The sequence below is a fragment of the Mesorhizobium muleiense genome (assembly GCF_900099905.1).
Classification (GTDB): domain Bacteria; phylum Pseudomonadota; class Alphaproteobacteria; order Rhizobiales; family Rhizobiaceae; genus Mesorhizobium; species Mesorhizobium muleiense.
In genome coordinates this window covers 137,900-154,960 of record NZ_FNEE01000006.1, presented here as the reverse complement: position 1 = coordinate 154,960, position 17,061 = coordinate 137,900, and the positions used below count along the sequence as shown (strand labels likewise).

Sequence of the window (17,061 nt, the reverse complement as noted above, 5' to 3'; positions counted from 1 at the left end):
CCCAGGAATTGCTCGATCATATGTGACTAATTTAGTCAAGTTACTTTGCGACCAAAGCGGTTGCGACTTATGCCGCAGCGAATATCAGGACGCCGCCTGGATCTACGGTCAGGTGGATCGGCTCACCCGGCTTTACATCGATCCGGCTGGTGGTGCGCAAGCGCAAGAGGTCAGCAACGCCCTCGATCCTGACCAGCAATTGTTCGATCTCACCCAGAAAAGAGCGGTTGACGACAAGCGCCGGCAGACCTTCCTCGGGACCTGAAAGGGAGACGGCCTGCGGGCGGATGCAGGCAAACGCCTTGCCGCCTTCCGGAAGATCGAGCCGGGCTGGAAAGCTGCCCAGCACCGTTTCGACCCGGCCATCGCGGTAGATGCCCTCTAGCCTGTTGCACGGGCACAGAAATTCGGCGACGTAGAGTGAGTTGGGATGATCATAGATATCGTAGCCCGTCCCGACCTGCACAACCCGCCCCTCCTGCATCAGCACAACCCGGTCACCGACGGAAAGGGCCTCCTCCGGGTCGTGCGTGACAAGGATCGCCGTCGTCCCCAAGGCTCTCAACGTCGAAATGGTCTCCTCGCGCACCCGCTCCCGCAGGCCACGATCAAGGTTCGAGAAAGGCTCGTCCATCAGCAGAATGACGGGTTTTGGGGCAAGCGCCCGCGCCAGTGCGACTCGCTGCTGCTCGCCACCTGAAAGCGTGTGTGGGTAACGGCCGGAAAGCGCCTGGATGCCGATTCGGGCGATCACCTCGGCCGCACGGGCGCTCGCCTCGCGCCGCGACAGCCGCTTGAGGCCGAAGGCCACGTTCTCCTCGACGGTCAGGTGCGGGAACAGGGCATAATCCTGGAACATGAATCCGATGTTGCGGTCTTCGGGCTCGACAAAGCTGTCCGCGCCCGCGATCTCAATGCCATTGAGCAGAATTCTTCCGCTGTCCGCAGTATCGACACCTGCAATGATCCGCAAAAGCGAGGATTTGCCGCAACCGGACTGGCCGACCAAGCAGACGATCTCTCCAGGCGCAATCGAAAGCGAAACGTCATCCAGCGCCTGGGTGTCGCCGAAGCTTCGGCTGATGTGTTCCAGCGTTAGCGGAGCGCCGGCATCATTTATCGACCTATGCATCATTCGCCCTTAAGCTAAACCGACAAGCTGGCTCATTGCTGTTTAGATCAGCGTCGATCGGCTGGAAACTTAATTGCCATGAAAAAAACCCGGCCGCACGTTCGCGACCGGGTCCGTCTTGCTGGCCCAAGGGCCGTGTTCACATCTTGTAGCGAGATTATTTCGCCTTTGCGACGATCGATTCGAACGGCTTGTAGGCTTCCTTGGCGAGTTCGGCATAGAGGTCACCAATCTTGGTGGCTTCGGTGACGAAGGCTTCGTACGACTGCCTGGCAAAATCGGACTGGATCTCGATCGCCTTCTCCAGCGACTTGGCCGACAAAAGTTTCTCGGCTGCTGCGCTGCCGGCCTCGAAGCTTTTCTTGGTGTACTCGCCCGCCTCGGTGGCGATGGCCTGCGCGCCCTTGGAAAGGGATGCGAAGCTCTTCAAGCCGCTATCCGCAAACTCCTTGCCGTATTTGCTGAAATCTTCATAGGTCTGGGTCATTCACGCGATCCCTTGCCAGTTGTCCTTGAGCGGTGGACGCGGCCTTTTCCCGGGGCCGCGTTGTGCAATGCAAATAATATATTGTGCACTGCACAAAAGTCAAGTTTTTTACCGAGTGCGGGTTTCACCGGGTGCGGCCCCGGCCATCCGGCCAGCAGATCGGCGCAACCGTCGGGAAATGGCTAAGATTCGAATAAAGAAAAGCTCAAGCTCGAAGAAAATGGTGAACGCCGCGGTTACCATAAACGGATTGGTAACGCTGGCCGCGATAGCTTGGCTTGAAGTGAGGCAGGACCCCTTTGCCGCCTCCACCGCAACAAAAATTCAAAGGAACCATCGGTGCGTCAGGCGTTGTCGGGCATTCTCTCCAAATCCGCGTCCTCCTTGAAAACGATCATGATCCTCGCTTTGGCGATGACATTCGTCGTTGCCGGAGCTGCTTCGTCCATGGCGGCGAGGTCGGCGGCCATCGTCATCGACGCCAAGACCGGCAAGGTGCTTTACTCTTCGAACGCCGATGGCCGACGCTATCCCGCCTCGCTCACCAAGATGATGACGCTTTACCTGGCCTTCGAGGCCATGGCGAACGGCAAGATCGGCAAGAACTCCCGCGTCGTCTTCTCGGCCAATGCTGCTGCCGAACCGCCGACCAAACTCGGCGTCAAACGGGGCGGCGCGATCACCGTCGAGACCGCGATCCTGTCGATGGTGACCAAGTCGGCAAACGACTCGGCAACCGCAATCGGCGAACTTCTCGGCGGCAATGAAGCCAATTTCGCCCACATGATGACTGCCAAGGCGCGGGCACTGGGCATGAAGGGGACCGTTTTCCGCAACGCCCACGGCCTGCCAAATCCTGGTCAGTTCACCACCGCGCGCGATATGGCGGTGCTCGGCATCGCGCTGCGGGAGCATTTTCCCCAGTATTACAGCTATTTTTCGCAGCGTTCCTTTCTCTACGGCCGCAGGCGCATCAACGGCCACAACCGCCTGCTTGGACGCATCAAGGGCGTCGACGGCATCAAGACTGGCTACACCCGCGCCTCCGGATACAATCTCGTCTCCTCGGTCGACGACGGCGACCGCCGCATCGTCGCGGTGGTCATAGGCGGGAAATCCGGCGGCAGCCGCGACAACCAGATGGCCGCATTGATCAAAACCTACCTGCCGAAGGCGTCGTCGCGCGGCAGCGGCATGCTGATCGCCAAGGCTGGCGGCGGCAACCCGATCACCGCTCTGGCGAAAGTATTCCTGCCCAAGCGCGACGCGCCGACGCCGGACAGCAGGCCGGAAGACGATGCGGCGTACAACGAGGCCCCGGACGGCGATGCCATTGCCTCCCTGGTCGAGGAGGCCGAGCCCGTCGTTGAAGAAGCCACCCCCGTCGTTGAGACCACGCCCGTCTCTCGGACCAAAAAGCTCGAGACAATGGCCGCGGCCACGGCGGACGATGTGGCGACCGCACGGGTCGCAGCAGCCTATGGCGAACCGGCAAAGGTCGATCCCGTCAACACGGCATCGGTGCCGTCCGGCTGGGCAGTCCAGGTCGCCTCTTCGCCAAAACAGTCCGAAGCCCAGGCTCTCCTGGACGAGACGAGCAAACAGGCGCCTTCGGTCCTGGCCGATGCTGTGGGCTTCACTGTCGCCTTCGAGAAAGGCGGCGTCACCTACTACCGCGCCCGGTTCGGCTTTGGCTCGAAGACTGCCGCCTCGAAAGCCTGCAACGCCCTGAAGAAAAAGAAAATCGAGTGCTACGCCGTCCACCAGTAGGCGGCGTCGAACCATCTCCCGGAAGAATTCTGCGTCGAAGGAGACTAGTTGTGATTGGAGAGCAAGACGTCCTTGGCTTCGTTGATCCGCGCCGCCAGAAACGAAGTGCCGCCGAGATCGGGGTGCAGGCGCTGCATCAGGCGGCGGTGCGCCTTGCGGACATCCGCCGCGGCGGCCCCCGCTTCAAGACCAAGGATCTTGTAGGCCTCCTCCTTAGTCATGGCGCCCGAACCTGGCGAAACACCCAGCCCGTCGCCACCATTCGCCTCCGCGTCTTTGCGCCAGATGGGAAATCTGCCGTCAAGATACGTCTCTAGCAGCTGGCGGCTCTCCGGGTCGCCGGGGAGTTCGCGATAAAGCTGCTGCAATTCCGCAAGGCTCATCGTGCCTAGCATCTTGCCTTCATGGCGGCCGGCGAGCACGAGCCCCTCCAGATTGCCGGTATCGTGATCAAGCTCCATTTCGAGGGCCGCGGTGCGCACCGTCGAATACTTGCCCGGCTCCAGTTTCGCCGTCGGCCGCTTCATCCGCATCGAGCCATACCAGGCGAGCGCCGTCGACAGGATCAAGCCGCCGATGCCTGCGCGTCCAACCAGAAGCGCGGCGACGCCGATCAGCGCCAGTAGGACAGGCCCAAGCGTCCTCATCCAGCTTGCGAGTTTCGCGGGGTCGGAGCGCAGAAACACCATGGCCACGCCGAGCAGCACCAAAAGCAACGCCACGAATGCGATAGTCGCGCCCGTCATTTCCTGCCGCTCCGCAGATGCTCGATCATCAGCCGGTCTTCCGGCCTGCCCCTGGCCTCCAGAGCCTTCAGCCCGCCCGTCGCAAACACCGCAACCGCCGATAGCAGGCTGGCCAAGGTTGCGGCGGCCCGCCGATCAAATCGGAACCAGGCGCCTTTGGACAGCCGCGCAATTTCCTTGAACGCCTTTTCCGCGCCGGCATCATGGCCCTCCTGAAAGACGAAGACAGGAACGCCGTGCAGGCCGAGGCTGCCGGCCTTTTCCGCCAGATCGTCGATATTTTCCTCCATCGCGTCGCCGATATAGACCAGCGCGTTAACCTTGGCCGCCGCCGTCTGTTTCACCGCATGGGCGAGCACCTTGCCGATCTGAGTGTGGCCGCTGCGGCATTCGATCCGCGTCATCAGCTGCTTCAGCGCGTTCGTATCGGTGACGAATGCGGATGAGCGGCACTCGCCAAAACCGCGAAAATAGACCAATTGGACCTTGAGCGCCCCGGCCTTGCCGACGGCGTCGAACATCTCGCCCTGCAGCGCACAGGCGAGATCCCAGGTCGGCTGGCGGCTCATCGTCGCGTCGAGGGAAAGGATCAGCCTGCCAGTACCGGTTGCGGACGCAGCCAGCGTCCTTGCCTGACGGATAAACGCGTCGATCTCGCCGGTGCTCGATTGGGATTCGACCGGCGCAGGATTGGCCTTTGCGGGCACGGGCTGCTTCTTGTCGCTCATGACATTCAAGATGTGGCGTTGTCGCACAGCTTGCAAGCCCAGCATGAGGCTATCTGGAGGGCCGGCGATCACCGCATCTTTGAATTTTGGGGTCTTACTAGAGAAGGCCGAGATCGGCAAGCTCGCGCCTGAGTTTCGGCGGAATTTCGACCAATCCCGCTTTGCCCTTGGAGAGATCGGCCGGTGCGTCCGACGGTTTCAAATAGCGCCAGCCTTGAAAGGCGCGGCGCGGCTGCCATTCAGTCGGCACGACCGCGGGATCGAGGATCAGGTGACAGCGGCCGATACCCTCGTCATCGGTGAAAGGACGGATTTCGGTGATCAACTGGCGGCACTGCACGTTGCCCTTGATCACCCAGTAGAGGGAACCGCCATCGGTGACCTCGGCGCCGCGCGTCGGCGTCATGCGGGTGGTGTGGTAGTGCTCGACCGGTTCACCGGCGCGCCGCCGTTCGTCGAGGCGGAAGGCGATCCACTCTTCGAGATCTTCGACGCTGTCGCAGCCAACGCAGAGCTTTATGAGATTGAGGGACATGGATCAAGGTTTAGTCCGGCGCGCGAAGGCGTCAACTGGCCCAATCGACTTTCTCCACAGTGCCGACTTTCTCCACAGTGCCGCTGTTTTCCACGGCGCCAATCCACAGTGCAAGGTTTGGCTCAGCATTCCACGATATTGACGGCCAGTCCGCCGAGGCTGGTTTCCTTGTATTTCTCGTTCATGTCGAGGCCGGTCTGGCGCATGGTCTCGATCGCGGCATCGAGCGGCACGAAATGAACGCCGTCGCCCTTGATGGCCAGCGACGCGGCAGTCACCGCCTTGACGGCGCCGAGCGCGTTGCGCTCGATGCAAGGCACCTGCACCAGCCCGCCGACCGGATCGCAGGTCATGCCGAGATGATGCTCAAGCGCGATCTCGGCGGCGTTCTCGACCTGCTCGGGCGTGCCGCCCATCACGGCGCACAGCCCCGCTGCCGCCATCGCCGAGGCCGAACCGACCTCGCCCTGGCAGCCGACCTCGGCACCCGAGATCGAAGCGTTGGTCTTGATGACGCCGCCGACCGCTGCTGCGGTCAGCAGGAAATCGCGGATGCTTGGCTGGTCGGCCTCGGGATGGAAATGCAGCCAGTAGCGCAGCACCGCCGGCAGCGTGCCTGCAGCACCATTGGTCGGCGCGGTGACGACGCGCCCGCCGGCGGCGTTCTCCTCGTTCACCGCCATGGCATAGATCGACAGCCAGTCGTTGGCGAGCAGCGGATTGGGCCGGTTCTGCCGCCACTGCTCCTGCAGCTTGTCATGCAATTGTCGCGCGCGTCGGCGCACCTTCAGGCCCCCCGGCATGATGCCGTCCTGCGACAGGCCGCGCTCGATGCAGCTCTTCATGGCGCTCCAGATGCCGTCGAGGCCAGCGTCGAGTTCTTCACGCGACATCTGCGTCTCTTCGTTGACGCGCTTCATGTCGGCGATGGAAAGACCGCTTTTCGCGGCCATCGACAGCATCTCGACAGCATTCTTGAAGGGGTATGGAACCTTCTTGCCTTCGCTCGTCACCGAGCCCTTCGCCTTCATCCGCTGCAGTTCTTCTTCGGAAACCACGAAGCCGCCGCCGATCGAATAGTAGATGCGCTTGAGCAGCAGGCGGTCGTCGGCATCATAGGCGGAGAAAGCCATGCCGTTGGCGTGGCCGGAAAGCGGCGTCTTGCGATCCAGCACCAGATCCGTGGCCGGGTCGAAGCGATAGGACGGATGGCCGGGCGGCGAAATCCGCTTCTCGGCGGCGATACGGTCGACGATGCTGTCGGCCTGATCGGGGTCTACCGTCTGCGGCGTCTGGCCGGCAAGCCCTAGCACGACGGCGCGATCTGAACCATGGCCGATGCCGGTATAGGCAAGCGAGCCGTGCAGGCTGGCGGCGATGCGGTCGACCTTGGCGCCGGCCGGGCGTGGCCAGTCATCTCCCGCGACCTCGTCGAGAAAACGCCGCGCAGCCGTCATCGGTCCCATCGTGTGCGAACTCGATGGTCCAATGCCGATCTTGAACAGGTCGAAAACCGAAAGGAACACGCGTCGCTCTCCTATTGGAATTTACATATAGGAATTCCTGTGATGTTTCCGCTCTTTCGAAGATTGCGGCGCTGCACCTGCCGACCTTGTTTGCTCCGGCAGCGACATCGTTGCGTTCCGCCATCGAAGCGCCGCCACCGCTTGTGGTAAGAGGGTTGCATGGGCGATTCCTTCCATTTGTCGACGGCAGACCTCGTTGCGCTTGCCTTCTTCGTTTTCGTGTGGGTGCTGCATACGCTCGCCTCCGACGGAAAGCTGGTCAGGCGCATGTCGCTGACGACGGCGATGAACGTCCAGCGTCAAGCCTGGATGCGGAACATGGCCGAACGCGAGGTCCGCATTGTCGACACCGCCATCATGGCCGGCCTTCAACAGGGAACCGCCTTCTTCGCCTCCAGTTCGCTGATTGCGATCGGCGGCTGTTTTGCCCTGCTCGGCGCCTCCGATCAGGTTGTTTCGGTGCTGAGCGACCTGCCGCTCGGCGCGACGTCGTCCCGCTCCGCCTTTCAGATGAAGGTGTTCGGATTGGTGCTGATCCTTGCCTATTCCTTTTTCAAGTTCGGCTGGGCCTACCGGCTGTTCAACTATTGCTCGATCCTGATCGGTGCAGTGCCGATCCCGCACGGCGAGGCTTCACGCAACCCGGTCAGCGAGACGGCGGTATGGCGGGCGGCGCGCATGAACATGCTGGCCGGAAAACATTTCAATTCCGGCATGCGCGGCGTGTTCTTCTCGATCGGCTATCTCGGCTGGTTCGTCGACCCAAAAGTATTCGTGCTGTCGACGCTGCTGTTGCTGGCGGTTCTGGTGCGTCGCCAGTTCTTCTCGGCGGCGCGGCAAGCCGTGATTGGTCAGCCGCCCGAGCCGACACCCGGTCCGGGAAAAAACCGATCGATGCGGCCCGACAGCCGGTAGGCGACGCCCCTCACCCCTTCAGGTGGGAGACGACACTACCACCACTTTTCCGGCTGGAACGTACCCGCAGCCTGTTCGATGACATGAGCGGTCTGGAACAAGGTTTCCTCGTCGAACGGCCGGCCGATGAGCTGCAGGCCGAGCGGCAAGCCCTTGGCGTCAAGCCCTGCGGGCACGGCGATGCCCGGCAGTCCGGCCATGTTCACGGTCACCGTGAAGATGTCGTTGAGGTACATCTTGACCGGGTCGGCGGCCATGTCCTCGTCGGCGATGCCGAAGGCCGCCGACGGCGTCGCCGGCGTCAGGATGACGTCGACGCCGGCAGTGAATGCGTTTTCGAAATCCCGCTTGATGAGGTTGCGCACCTTCTGCGCCTGCAGATAGTAGGCGTCGTAGTAGCCGGCCGAGAGCACATAGGTGCCGATCATGATACGGCGCTTGACCTCGCGGCCGAAGCCGGCGGCGCGGGTCTTCTCGTACATGTCGACGATGTCCTTGCCCGGCACGCGCAGCCCGTAGCGGACGCCGTCATAGCGGGCGAGGTTCGACGAAGCTTCGGCGGGCGCGACGATGTAATAGGCCGGCAGCGCGTATCTGGTATGCGGAAGCGAAATGTCGACGATCTCGGCGCCGGCATCTTTCAGCCAGGCAATGCCCTTCTGCCATAGCGCCTCGATCTCGTCGGGCATGCCGTCGACGCGGTATTCCCTGGGGATGCCGACCTTCATGCCCTTGATCGGCTTGCCGATCGCCGCCTCGTAGTCCGGCACCGGGCGGTCGACCGAGGTGGTGTCCTTCGGATCGACCGAGGCCATGGATTTCAAGAGAATCGCAGCGTCACGCACGTCGCGGGCGATCGGACCGGCCTGGTCGAGCGACGAAGCGAAGGCGACGATGCCCCAGCGCGAGCAGCGGCCGTAGGTCGGCTTGATGCCGACCGTGCCGGTGAAGGCGGCGGGCTGGCGGATCGAGCCGCCGGTGTCGGTGGCGGTGGCGCCGGCACACAGGAACGCCGAAACGGCGGAGGCCGAGCCACCCGACGAGCCGCCCGGCACGAGTTGGGCGTTATCCAGCGTGCGCGCGGTCCTGGTGCCGCCGGCCGAGACAAAACCGCCATCGCCCTGATGCGTGGTCGGCATCACCATCGTGTCGACGCGTGAACGCCGCCACGGATTGACGACAGGGCCGTAGTAGGAGCTCTCATTGGACGAGCCCATGGCGAACTCGTCCATGTTGAGCTTGCCGAGCATGACGGCGCCGTCGGCCCACAGATTGGCAGTGACGGTCGATTCGTAGTGCGGCTTGAAGCCGTCCAGCACATGGCTGCAGGCCTGGGTGTGGATGCCTTCGGTGCCGAACAGGTCCTTGACGCCGAGCGGAATGCCTTCGAGAGACCCGCCCTCGCCCTTCGCAAGCTTTGCGTCCGAGGCCCTGGCCATGTCGCGCGCCTTGTCATCGGTTACGACGACATAGGCATTGAGCGCCGGATTGGCCCGCTCGATCGCCTGGAGATAGGCTTCGGTGATCTCGGTTGCGGTGATTTCCCTGGCGCGCAGTTTGGCGCGGGCCTGCGAAATCGTCAGGTGGGTCAGGTCGCTCATCAGGCAAGGCTCTTTTCGTAAAACACCGACCACCCGGAATCGGGATAGTCCAGCACCGGGCCGCAGCGCGAAAATCCGGCGCGTTCATAGACGGTCCACGCAGCCGGATGGCGGTCGCCGGTTTCCAGCACCAGACGCTTCAGTCCTTCATTGCGCGCCAGCGCCTCGATTCGCTCGACGATCCCGGCGCCGATCTTCTGCCCGCGATGCGAAGGCCGCGTGTACATGCGCTTGACCTCGCCGACGGCGCCGTCGTGGCGTTTCAGCGCGCCGCAGCCGATGGCGAGGCCGTTGTCGCGAGCGATGAAGACAGTCGTGTCGTTGTCGGACATCTGCTCGACGGTCATGTGGGAGCAGTGCTCCGGCGGCGTCAGTTCCAGCAGCGTGTCGTTGAGCTCCTTGACCAGCCCGCGCACGTCGTCCTGCAGCGGCGTTTCGATGGCGATCTCGATTGCCATCGGCCCGCTACTCCACGACCTTCGGAACGAGGAAGAAATTCTCTTCGGTCGCCGGTGCGTTGGCGACGATGTCGGCCGCCTTGCTGCCGTCGGTGACGACGTCCGGGCGCTTCTTCATCTCCATCGGAATGACCGACGTCATCGGCTCGACGCCGGCGACCTCGACCTCGTTCAACTGCTCGACAAAGCCGAGAATGGCGTTCAACTCGCCGGTCATGCGCTCGGCATCCGCCTCGCTCACCGCAATGCGGGCGAGACGCGCGACGCGCTTCACTGTCTGCAGATCAACGGACATATTTGCTTGTGCCTCGGGAAAACCAGTCCGCGCTATAGCGGCGCGGCGCGTGCCGCGCAACATGCATCGTGCCGAGAACCGGCTGAGAAGGTCGATGGCAGCGCAACGCTGTCGCAGCGAACAGCTGGCGCCTTTGGCATGCTCTACAAGGTGCATAGTCTACAGGGTGATTGTCCCGCCGATCTCCGGCAATGCCACCTTCACCCCGGATCCCTCCAACCCCGCGACGAACTTGTTGGCGGTCTGGTCGATGATCGGAAACGTGCCGAAATGACTGGGAATGACCGTCTCGAACTGAAAGAAGCGCCGGCAGGCAAGGGCTGCCACCGCGCCGCCCATGGTGAAGCGGTCGCCGATCGGCACGATGCCGATCTTCGGCTCGTGCAATTCGTTGATCAGCGCCATGTCGGAAAAGATGTCGGTGTCGCCCATATGATAGAGCGTCTTGTCTTCCTGGAAATGCAGCACGAGCCCGCCGGGGTTGCCGAGATAGGTGTTCTGGCCCTTGTCGCCCGGGAACGACGAGGAATGCAGCGCCTGGACGAAGGTGGTGGTGAAGCCGCCGCAATCGATCGTGCCGCCGATATTGCCCGGATTGATCTTGTCGCTGACACCCTTGCCGACCAGGTACATGCAGACCTCGAAATTGGCGACCAGCATGGCGCCGCTTTTCCCAAGTACTTCAAGCGCACCGCTGATGTGGTCGCTGTGGCCGTGGGTCAACAGAACATGGGTGACCCCTTCCGCCGGCTCTTCCCAGCCGCCCGTCCATGACGGATTACCGATCAGGTAGGGATCGATGAGGATTTTCGCGTCGGCGGTTTCGACGCGAAATGCGGAATGTCCGTACCAGGTCAGTTTCATGAATGCCTTCCTCGATTTTTGCTTCGCCAAAGGATAGAACGCCGGCAGTGAAATTAAAGTCCCACAGCGTCCATTGCGGCGTATAGTCCGAGGAAAGCCGTTGAGCATCATCACCATCGAGGAGTTGCCGGCGCGGCTCGGCGGCGGCAAGACGCTGGCCGGGCTCGACCTTGGCGACAAGACGATTGGCGTGGCGGTTTCCGACCGGGGCTTTGCCTTCGCCCACCCGCGTCCCGTCATCATGCGCAGGAAATTCTCGCTGGATGCCGCAGTGCTGCTCGCCTTGCTGCAGAAAGAGAATGTCGGGGCCGTGGTGCTCGGCCTGCCGGTCAACATGGACGGGTCAGAAGGCCCGCGCGCCCAGAAATCCCGCGCCTTCGCCCGTAACATGGCTGGTGTGACCGACCTGCCCTTCGTCTTGTGGGACGAGCGGCTGTCGACGGTGGCGGCCGAGCGGACGCTGATCGAGATGGATTTTTCGCGCCGCAAACGCGCCGGCAAGATCGATTCGGCCGCGGCGGCCTTTATTCTGCAGGGCGCGCTCGACCGGCTTCAGGCGCTCGGCGTCGACGCCTGGTCGAAATAGCGGTCGCGCATAATCCTGATCCAGCCACCGATCACCCGGCGGCGGCGAAATGCCCAAAACGCCATCAGCAGCAGGCTGTCGAGGATGCAGGCCTTCGCCACCATGCCGGGAATGAGCGCCGGATCGATGCCAAGCATCTCGCCATAGAGCTGGAAGACGAGGTCATGCAATTGGCGGCTCAGCAGGACATAGCCGAAATTGATGTCGTTGAGCGACAGGAAGAACCAGCCCCAGAACAGGGCCAACGGCGTCGCCCATAGCGCGAACAAGGTGCGCATCAGCGATCCCTCAAGTTCGTGTCCAGCCACAAGTTCGTGTCCAGGGGGCCTGAAATGCGCGAGAGCGCCGAGTTGTGCGCCGCCGCGTTCGCCGTCAAGGAGCCCAATTTATGCCGCATAGCGTTCCTGCTTCCGTAGACAGGACAGTGGGCTTTGCGGCCTGCCGCTGCAATGGAAACCATTTGTTAAGGTTAACGGTCATCCACAGGCCTTTTTACCTTCTCCCCTTGTGGGAGAAGGTGGATCGGCGCGCAGCGCCGAGACGGATGAGGGGTGCTGGAAGAAATGAGGCGTGGGCGTTCCCTGGAACACCCCTCATCCGGCCGCTTCGCGGCCACCTTCTCCCACAAGGGGAGAAGGGAGAACCGCGCTTGCCCTCATCGGCATCGCGCTGGATCCCTTCTTACCTTCTCCCTCAACTTCAGCTGCTGACCTTGATGTCGTTATCCGCGCACCAGGTCTTCAACGCTTCTTCCGTGGCTTTTTGCTCGAAGTCGTACCATCGATCAACGGCGCCCCTGTGCTCCAAAAGATCCTTGAAGAGGGCATAGGCACCCGCCCGGCTGAAGATCTCCCGAACCTTGTCGTAATCGTCGGGCAGGTGGTGGCGCGCGAAGGACAGCACCAGCGGTTTGCCGAGATCGAGTTCGCGCTTGTCCGGAATGGCGATGTATCTTTCGCTGTCCTCGAGGTCGTCAGGCAGTTCTTCGACATCGTCCACCCATTCCGAATGCCAGTAGATCTTGCCTGTCTCCATGCACAGATAGGCCTCATTCTCGCCGGCTCCGCCGGAGTTCACGAATTCGAACGCATCCAGAAGCTCGCTGAAATTGACTGCCATTGCCATCTCGCTGCGCATGAGCCTGTCGTCGCCGTATACAACAACCCTATCTAATCGGGCGCGAACGTGGGAGTTCCCACAGTCTCAGATTATTTGCGCCGCGCTCGCAATCATCTAGCGGCGCGACAGACGACGAGAAACCTTGCCGAAGTCGCTTCAGGTGACCGGGGGGTAGAGCGTGTCGATGATCATACGCGCGTCATGGCGTGAATCGAGCATGCCATAGGTGTTGCGCCACTGGCCGGCGAGGCGCGTCTCGACGAAGGCGTCGGCGATCCGCCCTGCCCCCAGCCTGCGAAGCTCCGCCGCCGCCGCCGACAGCGCCAGTTGCTCGGTAAGCAGACGCGCCGAGCCCTCGTCGGTTGCCGCGACCTGCATGGCTGCCTTGAGCACACCGACGGTGCCGCGCCCGCCGGCGCCGAGATCGCGATCGATGCCGGCCAGCACCTCCTCGAACAGTCCGGGTGCACGCCCCAGCACGCGCAGCACGTCGAGCGCCATGACATTGCCGGATCCCTCCCAGATCGCGTTGACCGGAGCTTCGCGATAGTAGCGGGCAAGCGGGGCCTCCTCGACATAGCCATTGCCGCCAAGGCACTCCATCGCCTCATAGAGCAGCGGCGGTGCGATCTTGCAGACCCAGTATTTGACGACCGGCGTCATGGCGCGCGCAAAAGCCGCCTCGCCGCGGTCGCCGGCCGCCTCGTCGAAAGAGCGCGCCAGTCGGAATGACAGCGCGGTGGCGGCGGCGACGTCGAGCGCCATGTCGGCCAGCACGCGCTGCATCAGCGGCTGCTCGATCAGATTGGTTCCAAACACCTGGCGGTGACGGGTGTGGTGGACGGCTTCGGCCAACCCGGCTCGCATGATCGCCGACGAGGCGATCGCGCAGTCGAGCCGGGTCAGCGTCACCATATCCATGATCGTCTTGACGCCTGCCCCGGGCTCGCCGACCATCTCGCCGATGGCATTGACGAACTCGACTTCGGACGAGGCGTTGGAGCGGTTGCCAAGCTTGTCCTTCAGTCGCTGGAAGCGGAAGCCGTTGCCCGAGCCATCGCCGAGAATGCGCGGAACGAGAAAGCACGAAAGTCCTTCCGGCGCCTGTCCAAGCACCAGGAACGCATCCGACATCGGCGCCGACATGAACCATTTGTGGCCGGTCAGCCGATAGAAGCTGCTGCCGGCGCGCTCGGCCCTGGTGACGTTGGCGCGGACGTCGGTGCCGCCCTGCTTCTCGGTCATGCCCATGCCGAGCGTTAGCCCGGCCTTTTCGACCGGTGGCTTCTGGCTCTGGTCGTATTTGCGTGTCGTCACCCGCGGCGCCCATTCGCGAAACAGTTTTGGGCTTGCCATCAGCGCTGCCAGCGAGGCGCTGGTCATGGTGATGGGACAGAGATGCCCGGTTTCGAGCTGCGCCGTCAGGTAGAAACGGGCGGCCCGCACCTGATGGCGGCGGCCGATCTCGGCATCGCCATTTTCCCAGACCGACGAATGCAGCCCGTTCGCCACCGACCGGCGCATCAGCGCATGATAGGCTGGATGGAACTCGACCAGATCGATGCGCCGGCCCTGGCGGTCGTGGGTCCTGAGCTTCGGCGTCTCGACATTGGCGAGGCGAGCCAATTCCTGCGCCTCCTGCGTCAGCACGAAACGGCCAAGCCCATCGATATCCTTGCGCACCGGATCGGAAAAACGCTCGGCAAGCTGGATCAGCAACGGATCACCTCGCCAGGCGTTGCCGCCTGCCAGCGGCGGCGGCTGGTTCGTCACGTCGTCGGTCACACACTGTCCTTATCATCACAAGGCCACGAATCCGAAGCCATCAGCTAGATATAGCCCAAGCCGCGCAACGCGCGCGACGAAAATACCGGGGAGAAAGGCCGCAATCCAAAGCTGGTGCTTGCAGCCAAAGGTCCTCCACCCTATAGCAGCGCCTTGAGATGACCGACGCTTTGTCCCTGCCACTCTATCCCCACCGCCATCTTCTGGGCATCCGCGATCTTTCCCCCGCCGACATCGAGCTTTTGCTGGACAGGGCGGACCGGTCGGTCGCGATCTCGCGGCAGTCGGAGAAGAAGGCCTCGACGCTGCGTGGCCGCACCCAGATCAATCTGTTCTACGAAGCTTCGACCCGTACGCAATCGTCGTTCGAACTGGCCGGAAAACGGCTCGGCGCCGACGTCATGAACATGTCGGTGGCCAGTTCTTCGGTGAAGAAGGGCGAGACGCTGATCGACACGGCGATGACACTGAACGCCATGCATCCCGACATCCTGATCATCCGCCACCAGTCGGCGGGTGCCGCCGCGCTGCTGGCGCAAAAGGTCGGCTGCTCGGTGATCAATGCCGGCGACGGCGCCCATGAGCACCCGACGCAGGCGCTGCTCGACGCGCTGACCATCCGTCGCGCCAGGGGCCCGCTGTCGAAGCTGATCGTGGCGATCTGCGGCGATATCCTGCATTCGCGCGTGGCGCGTTCCAACATCATGCTGCTCAATGCGCTCGGCGCGCAGGTGCGCGTCGTGGCGCCGTCGACGCTTTTGCCCGCCGGCATCGAGAAAATGGGCGTGATCGTCACCCGTTCGATGGCCGAAGGGCTCAAGGACGCGGATGTGGTGATGATGCTGCGGCTGCAGCGCGAGCGCATGGAAGGCGCCTTCGTGCCTTCGGTGCGTGAGTATTTCCACTATTTCGGCCTAGACGCCGAGAAGCTGAAGGCGGCCAAGGACGGCGCTCTGGTCATGCATCCCGGCCCGATGAACCGCGGCGTTGAGATCGCTTCGGAAATCGCCGACGGTCCGCAGAGCGTCATCCAGGAACAGGTGGAGATGGGTGTTGCCGTGCGCATGGCGGTGATGGAAGCGCTGCTCGATCCCCGCCGCAATCATGAGGGCCGCGGCGCATGAGCACAACGGTGTTCGGCCGGGCCCGCATCGTCGATCCGTCGCGCGGCATTGACGAGGTCGGCACTGTCATTGTCGAGGGCCGCAAGATCGTCGCTGCCAGCAAGGCGGCCTTGAACCAGGGCGCCCCGCAAGATGCTACCGTTATCGACTGTGCCGGCAAGGCAATCATTCCCGGCCTGATCGATGCGCGCGTCTTCATCGGCGAACCGGGCGGCGAACACCGCGAAACCATCGCTTCGGCCAGCGTAGCGGCGGCCGTCGGCGGCGTCACTTCCATCGTCATGATGCCCGATACCGACCCGGTGATCGACAATGTCGCGCTGGTCGAATTCGTGCTGCGCACCGCCAAGGACACGGCCATCGTCAACATCTTTCCGGCGGCGGCGATCACCAAGGGGCTCGAAGGCCGCGAGATGACCGAATTCGGCCTGCTGCGCGAGGCCGGCGCGATCGCCTTCACCGACGGGCGGCACACCATAGCAAGCGCGCTGGTGATGCGCCGCGCGCTGACCTATGCGCGCGATTTCGGCGGCGTGATCGCGCATGAAACCCAGGACGCCGACCTCGCTTCGTCAGGTGTCATGAACGAAGGCCTCTATGCCAGCTGGCTCGGCCTTGCCGGCATTCCGCGCGAGGCCGAGTCCATTCCGCTGGAGCGCGACCTTGCGCTGGCGCGGCTGACTGGCGGCGCCTATCACGCGGCCAAGATTTCGACTGCCATGGCGGCAAACGCGGTAACGAGGGCCAAGGCCGACGGCGCCAAAGTCACAGCAGGCGTCTCGATCCACAATCTGTCGCTCAACGAGAACGATGTCGGCGAATACCGCACCTTCTTCCGGCTGACGCCGCCGTTGCGCGCCGAGGAAGACCGGCTGGCGATGATCGAGGCGGTCAAGGACGGCACCATCGACATCATCGTATCCTCGCACGACCCGCAGGACGTCGACACCAAGCGGCTGCCTTTCGCCGACGCCGCGGCCGGTGCCATCGGACTGGAAACGCTGCTCGGCGCGGCGCTGCGGCTCTACCACAATGGCGATATGACGCTGCTCAGGTTGGTTGAGACCTTGTCCACTGCGCCGGCAAGACTGTTCGGCCTGGCCGGCGGCACGCTGAAGCCGGGTGCGGTCGCCGACCTTGCGCTGGTCGATCTCGACGAGCCATGGATCGTCAGCGAAAGCGGCATCCGTTCGCGCTCGAAAAACACCTGTTTCGAAGGCGCGCGGCTGCAGGGCAAGGTCTTGCAAACGATGGTGGCGGGCCGCACAGTGTTTTCGGCCTAATGCATGTCGCGCAAAAGCATGCCCTCGGGCCTGACCCGAGGGTGCGCAGCGGTTTTGCGATAACGACATGCATAAAACAGCAACCTAAAGCGCGTCGCATCAGGCAG

At 62.9% G+C, this 17,061-nt stretch carries 18 protein-coding genes; 5 read left to right on the top strand and 13 right to left on the bottom strand.

Annotation, left to right across the window (positions count from 1 at the left end; genetic code table 11):
* Positions 1 to 67: 67 nt before the first annotated feature.
* Positions 68 to 1,135 carry an ABC transporter ATP-binding protein gene (locus BLT09_RS13710; protein ID WP_236473600.1) on the bottom strand — a complete coding sequence of 356 codons (1,068 nt, stop codon included), beginning with the start codon at positions 1,133 to 1,135 and terminating at the stop codon, positions 68 to 70.
* 154 nt (positions 1,136 to 1,289) lie between these two features.
* Complete coding sequence (locus tag BLT09_RS13705) at positions 1,290 to 1,619, bottom strand: phasin family protein (RefSeq protein ID WP_023801209.1); 330 nt, start codon at positions 1,617 to 1,619, stop codon at positions 1,290 to 1,292.
* A 339-nt stretch (positions 1,620 to 1,958) separates the two neighbouring features.
* On the opposite strand from BLT09_RS13705, the gene BLT09_RS13700 reads away from it, so the two are divergent.
* On the top strand, positions 1,959 to 3,389 hold the full coding sequence (locus BLT09_RS13700) for a D-alanyl-D-alanine carboxypeptidase (protein WP_091593765.1): 1,431 nt from the start codon (positions 1,959 to 1,961) through the stop codon (positions 3,387 to 3,389).
* 44 nt (positions 3,390 to 3,433) lie between these two features.
* Here BLT09_RS13700 and BLT09_RS13695 read toward each other — a convergent pair whose 3' ends face one another.
* The 4 genes from BLT09_RS13695 to BLT09_RS13680 all read right to left on the bottom strand — a co-directional run bounded on the left by BLT09_RS13695 (position 3,434) and on the right by BLT09_RS13680 (position 6,924).
* Complete coding sequence (locus BLT09_RS13695; protein ID WP_091593763.1) at positions 3,434 to 4,135, bottom strand: DnaJ domain-containing protein; 702 nt, start codon at positions 4,133 to 4,135, stop codon at positions 3,434 to 3,436.
* On the bottom strand, positions 4,132 to 4,863 hold the full coding sequence (locus BLT09_RS13690; protein WP_167366427.1) for a VWA domain-containing protein: 732 nt from the start codon (positions 4,861 to 4,863) through the stop codon (positions 4,132 to 4,134). Before BLT09_RS13690 ends, BLT09_RS13695 begins: the two co-directional genes overlap by 4 nt.
* Positions 4,864 to 4,960: 97 nt before the next feature.
* A complete protein-coding gene (locus BLT09_RS13685; RefSeq protein WP_091593759.1) occupies positions 4,961 to 5,398 on the bottom strand; it encodes a DUF1489 family protein in 438 nt (145 codons plus the stop codon).
* A 122-nt stretch (positions 5,399 to 5,520) separates the two neighbouring features.
* Entirely contained in the window at positions 5,521 to 6,924 is a 1,404-nt protein-coding gene (locus BLT09_RS13680; protein WP_091593757.1) for an L-serine ammonia-lyase, read from the bottom strand.
* A 159-nt stretch (positions 6,925 to 7,083) separates the two neighbouring features.
* Between BLT09_RS13680 and BLT09_RS13675 the strand changes: the two genes are divergently transcribed.
* Complete coding sequence (locus tag BLT09_RS13675) at positions 7,084 to 7,839, top strand: DUF599 domain-containing protein (protein ID WP_091593754.1); 756 nt, start codon at positions 7,084 to 7,086, stop codon at positions 7,837 to 7,839.
* A gap of 35 nt (positions 7,840 to 7,874) precedes the next feature.
* Here BLT09_RS13675 and BLT09_RS13670 read toward each other — a convergent pair whose 3' ends face one another.
* The 4 genes from BLT09_RS13670 to BLT09_RS13655 form a co-directional block, all read right to left on the bottom strand.
* Entirely contained in the window at positions 7,875 to 9,440 is a 1,566-nt protein-coding gene (locus BLT09_RS13670; RefSeq protein WP_091593751.1) for an amidase, read from the bottom strand.
* Positions 9,440 to 9,898, bottom strand: a complete 459-nt coding sequence (locus BLT09_RS13665; RefSeq protein WP_091593749.1) for a GNAT family N-acetyltransferase — start codon at positions 9,896 to 9,898, stop codon at positions 9,440 to 9,442. Before BLT09_RS13665 ends, BLT09_RS13670 begins: the two co-directional genes overlap by 1 nt.
* A 7-nt stretch (positions 9,899 to 9,905) precedes the next feature.
* Entirely contained in the window at positions 9,906 to 10,193 is a 288-nt protein-coding gene (gene gatC, locus BLT09_RS13660) for an Asp-tRNA(Asn)/Glu-tRNA(Gln) amidotransferase subunit GatC (protein ID WP_023801200.1), read from the bottom strand.
* A gap of 159 nt (positions 10,194 to 10,352) precedes the next feature.
* Positions 10,353 to 11,057 carry a metal-dependent hydrolase gene (locus tag BLT09_RS13655; RefSeq protein ID WP_091594033.1) on the bottom strand — a complete coding sequence of 235 codons (705 nt, stop codon included), beginning with the start codon at positions 11,055 to 11,057 and terminating at the stop codon, positions 10,353 to 10,355.
* A gap of 100 nt (positions 11,058 to 11,157) precedes the next feature.
* Between BLT09_RS13655 and ruvX the strand changes: the two genes are divergently transcribed.
* The gene (ruvX, locus tag BLT09_RS13650; protein WP_023801197.1) at positions 11,158 to 11,643 is read left to right on the top strand and encodes a Holliday junction resolvase RuvX; all 486 of its coding nucleotides are present in this window, start codon (positions 11,158 to 11,160) and stop codon (positions 11,641 to 11,643) included.
* Here the strand turns inward: ruvX and BLT09_RS13645 are convergent.
* The 3 genes from BLT09_RS13645 to BLT09_RS13635 form a co-directional block, all read right to left on the bottom strand.
* Positions 11,610 to 11,951 (bottom strand): DUF6105 family protein, encoded by a 342-nt coding sequence (locus BLT09_RS13645; protein ID WP_413468414.1) that lies wholly within the window; start codon positions 11,949 to 11,951, stop codon positions 11,610 to 11,612. The genes ruvX and BLT09_RS13645 overlap by 34 nt on opposite strands.
* A 391-nt stretch (positions 11,952 to 12,342) precedes the next feature.
* Complete coding sequence (locus BLT09_RS13640; RefSeq protein ID WP_091594031.1) at positions 12,343 to 12,762, bottom strand: UPF0158 family protein; 420 nt, start codon at positions 12,760 to 12,762, stop codon at positions 12,343 to 12,345.
* 156 nt (positions 12,763 to 12,918) lie between these two features.
* Positions 12,919 to 14,547 (bottom strand): DNA alkylation response protein, encoded by a 1,629-nt coding sequence (locus BLT09_RS13635; RefSeq protein WP_023801194.1) that lies wholly within the window; start codon positions 14,545 to 14,547, stop codon positions 12,919 to 12,921.
* Between the two features lie 158 nt (positions 14,548 to 14,705).
* Here BLT09_RS13635 and BLT09_RS13630 point away from each other — a divergent pair, with 158 nt between their 5' ends.
* Positions 14,706 to 15,671 (top strand): aspartate carbamoyltransferase catalytic subunit, encoded by a 966-nt coding sequence (locus tag BLT09_RS13630; protein WP_091593745.1) that lies wholly within the window; start codon positions 14,706 to 14,708, stop codon positions 15,669 to 15,671.
* Positions 15,668 to 16,954 (top strand): dihydroorotase, encoded by a 1,287-nt coding sequence (locus tag BLT09_RS13625; protein ID WP_091593743.1) that lies wholly within the window; start codon positions 15,668 to 15,670, stop codon positions 16,952 to 16,954. The genes BLT09_RS13630 and BLT09_RS13625 overlap by 4 nt, the downstream gene beginning before the upstream one ends.
* The last annotated feature ends 107 nt before the right edge of the window (positions 16,955 to 17,061 follow it).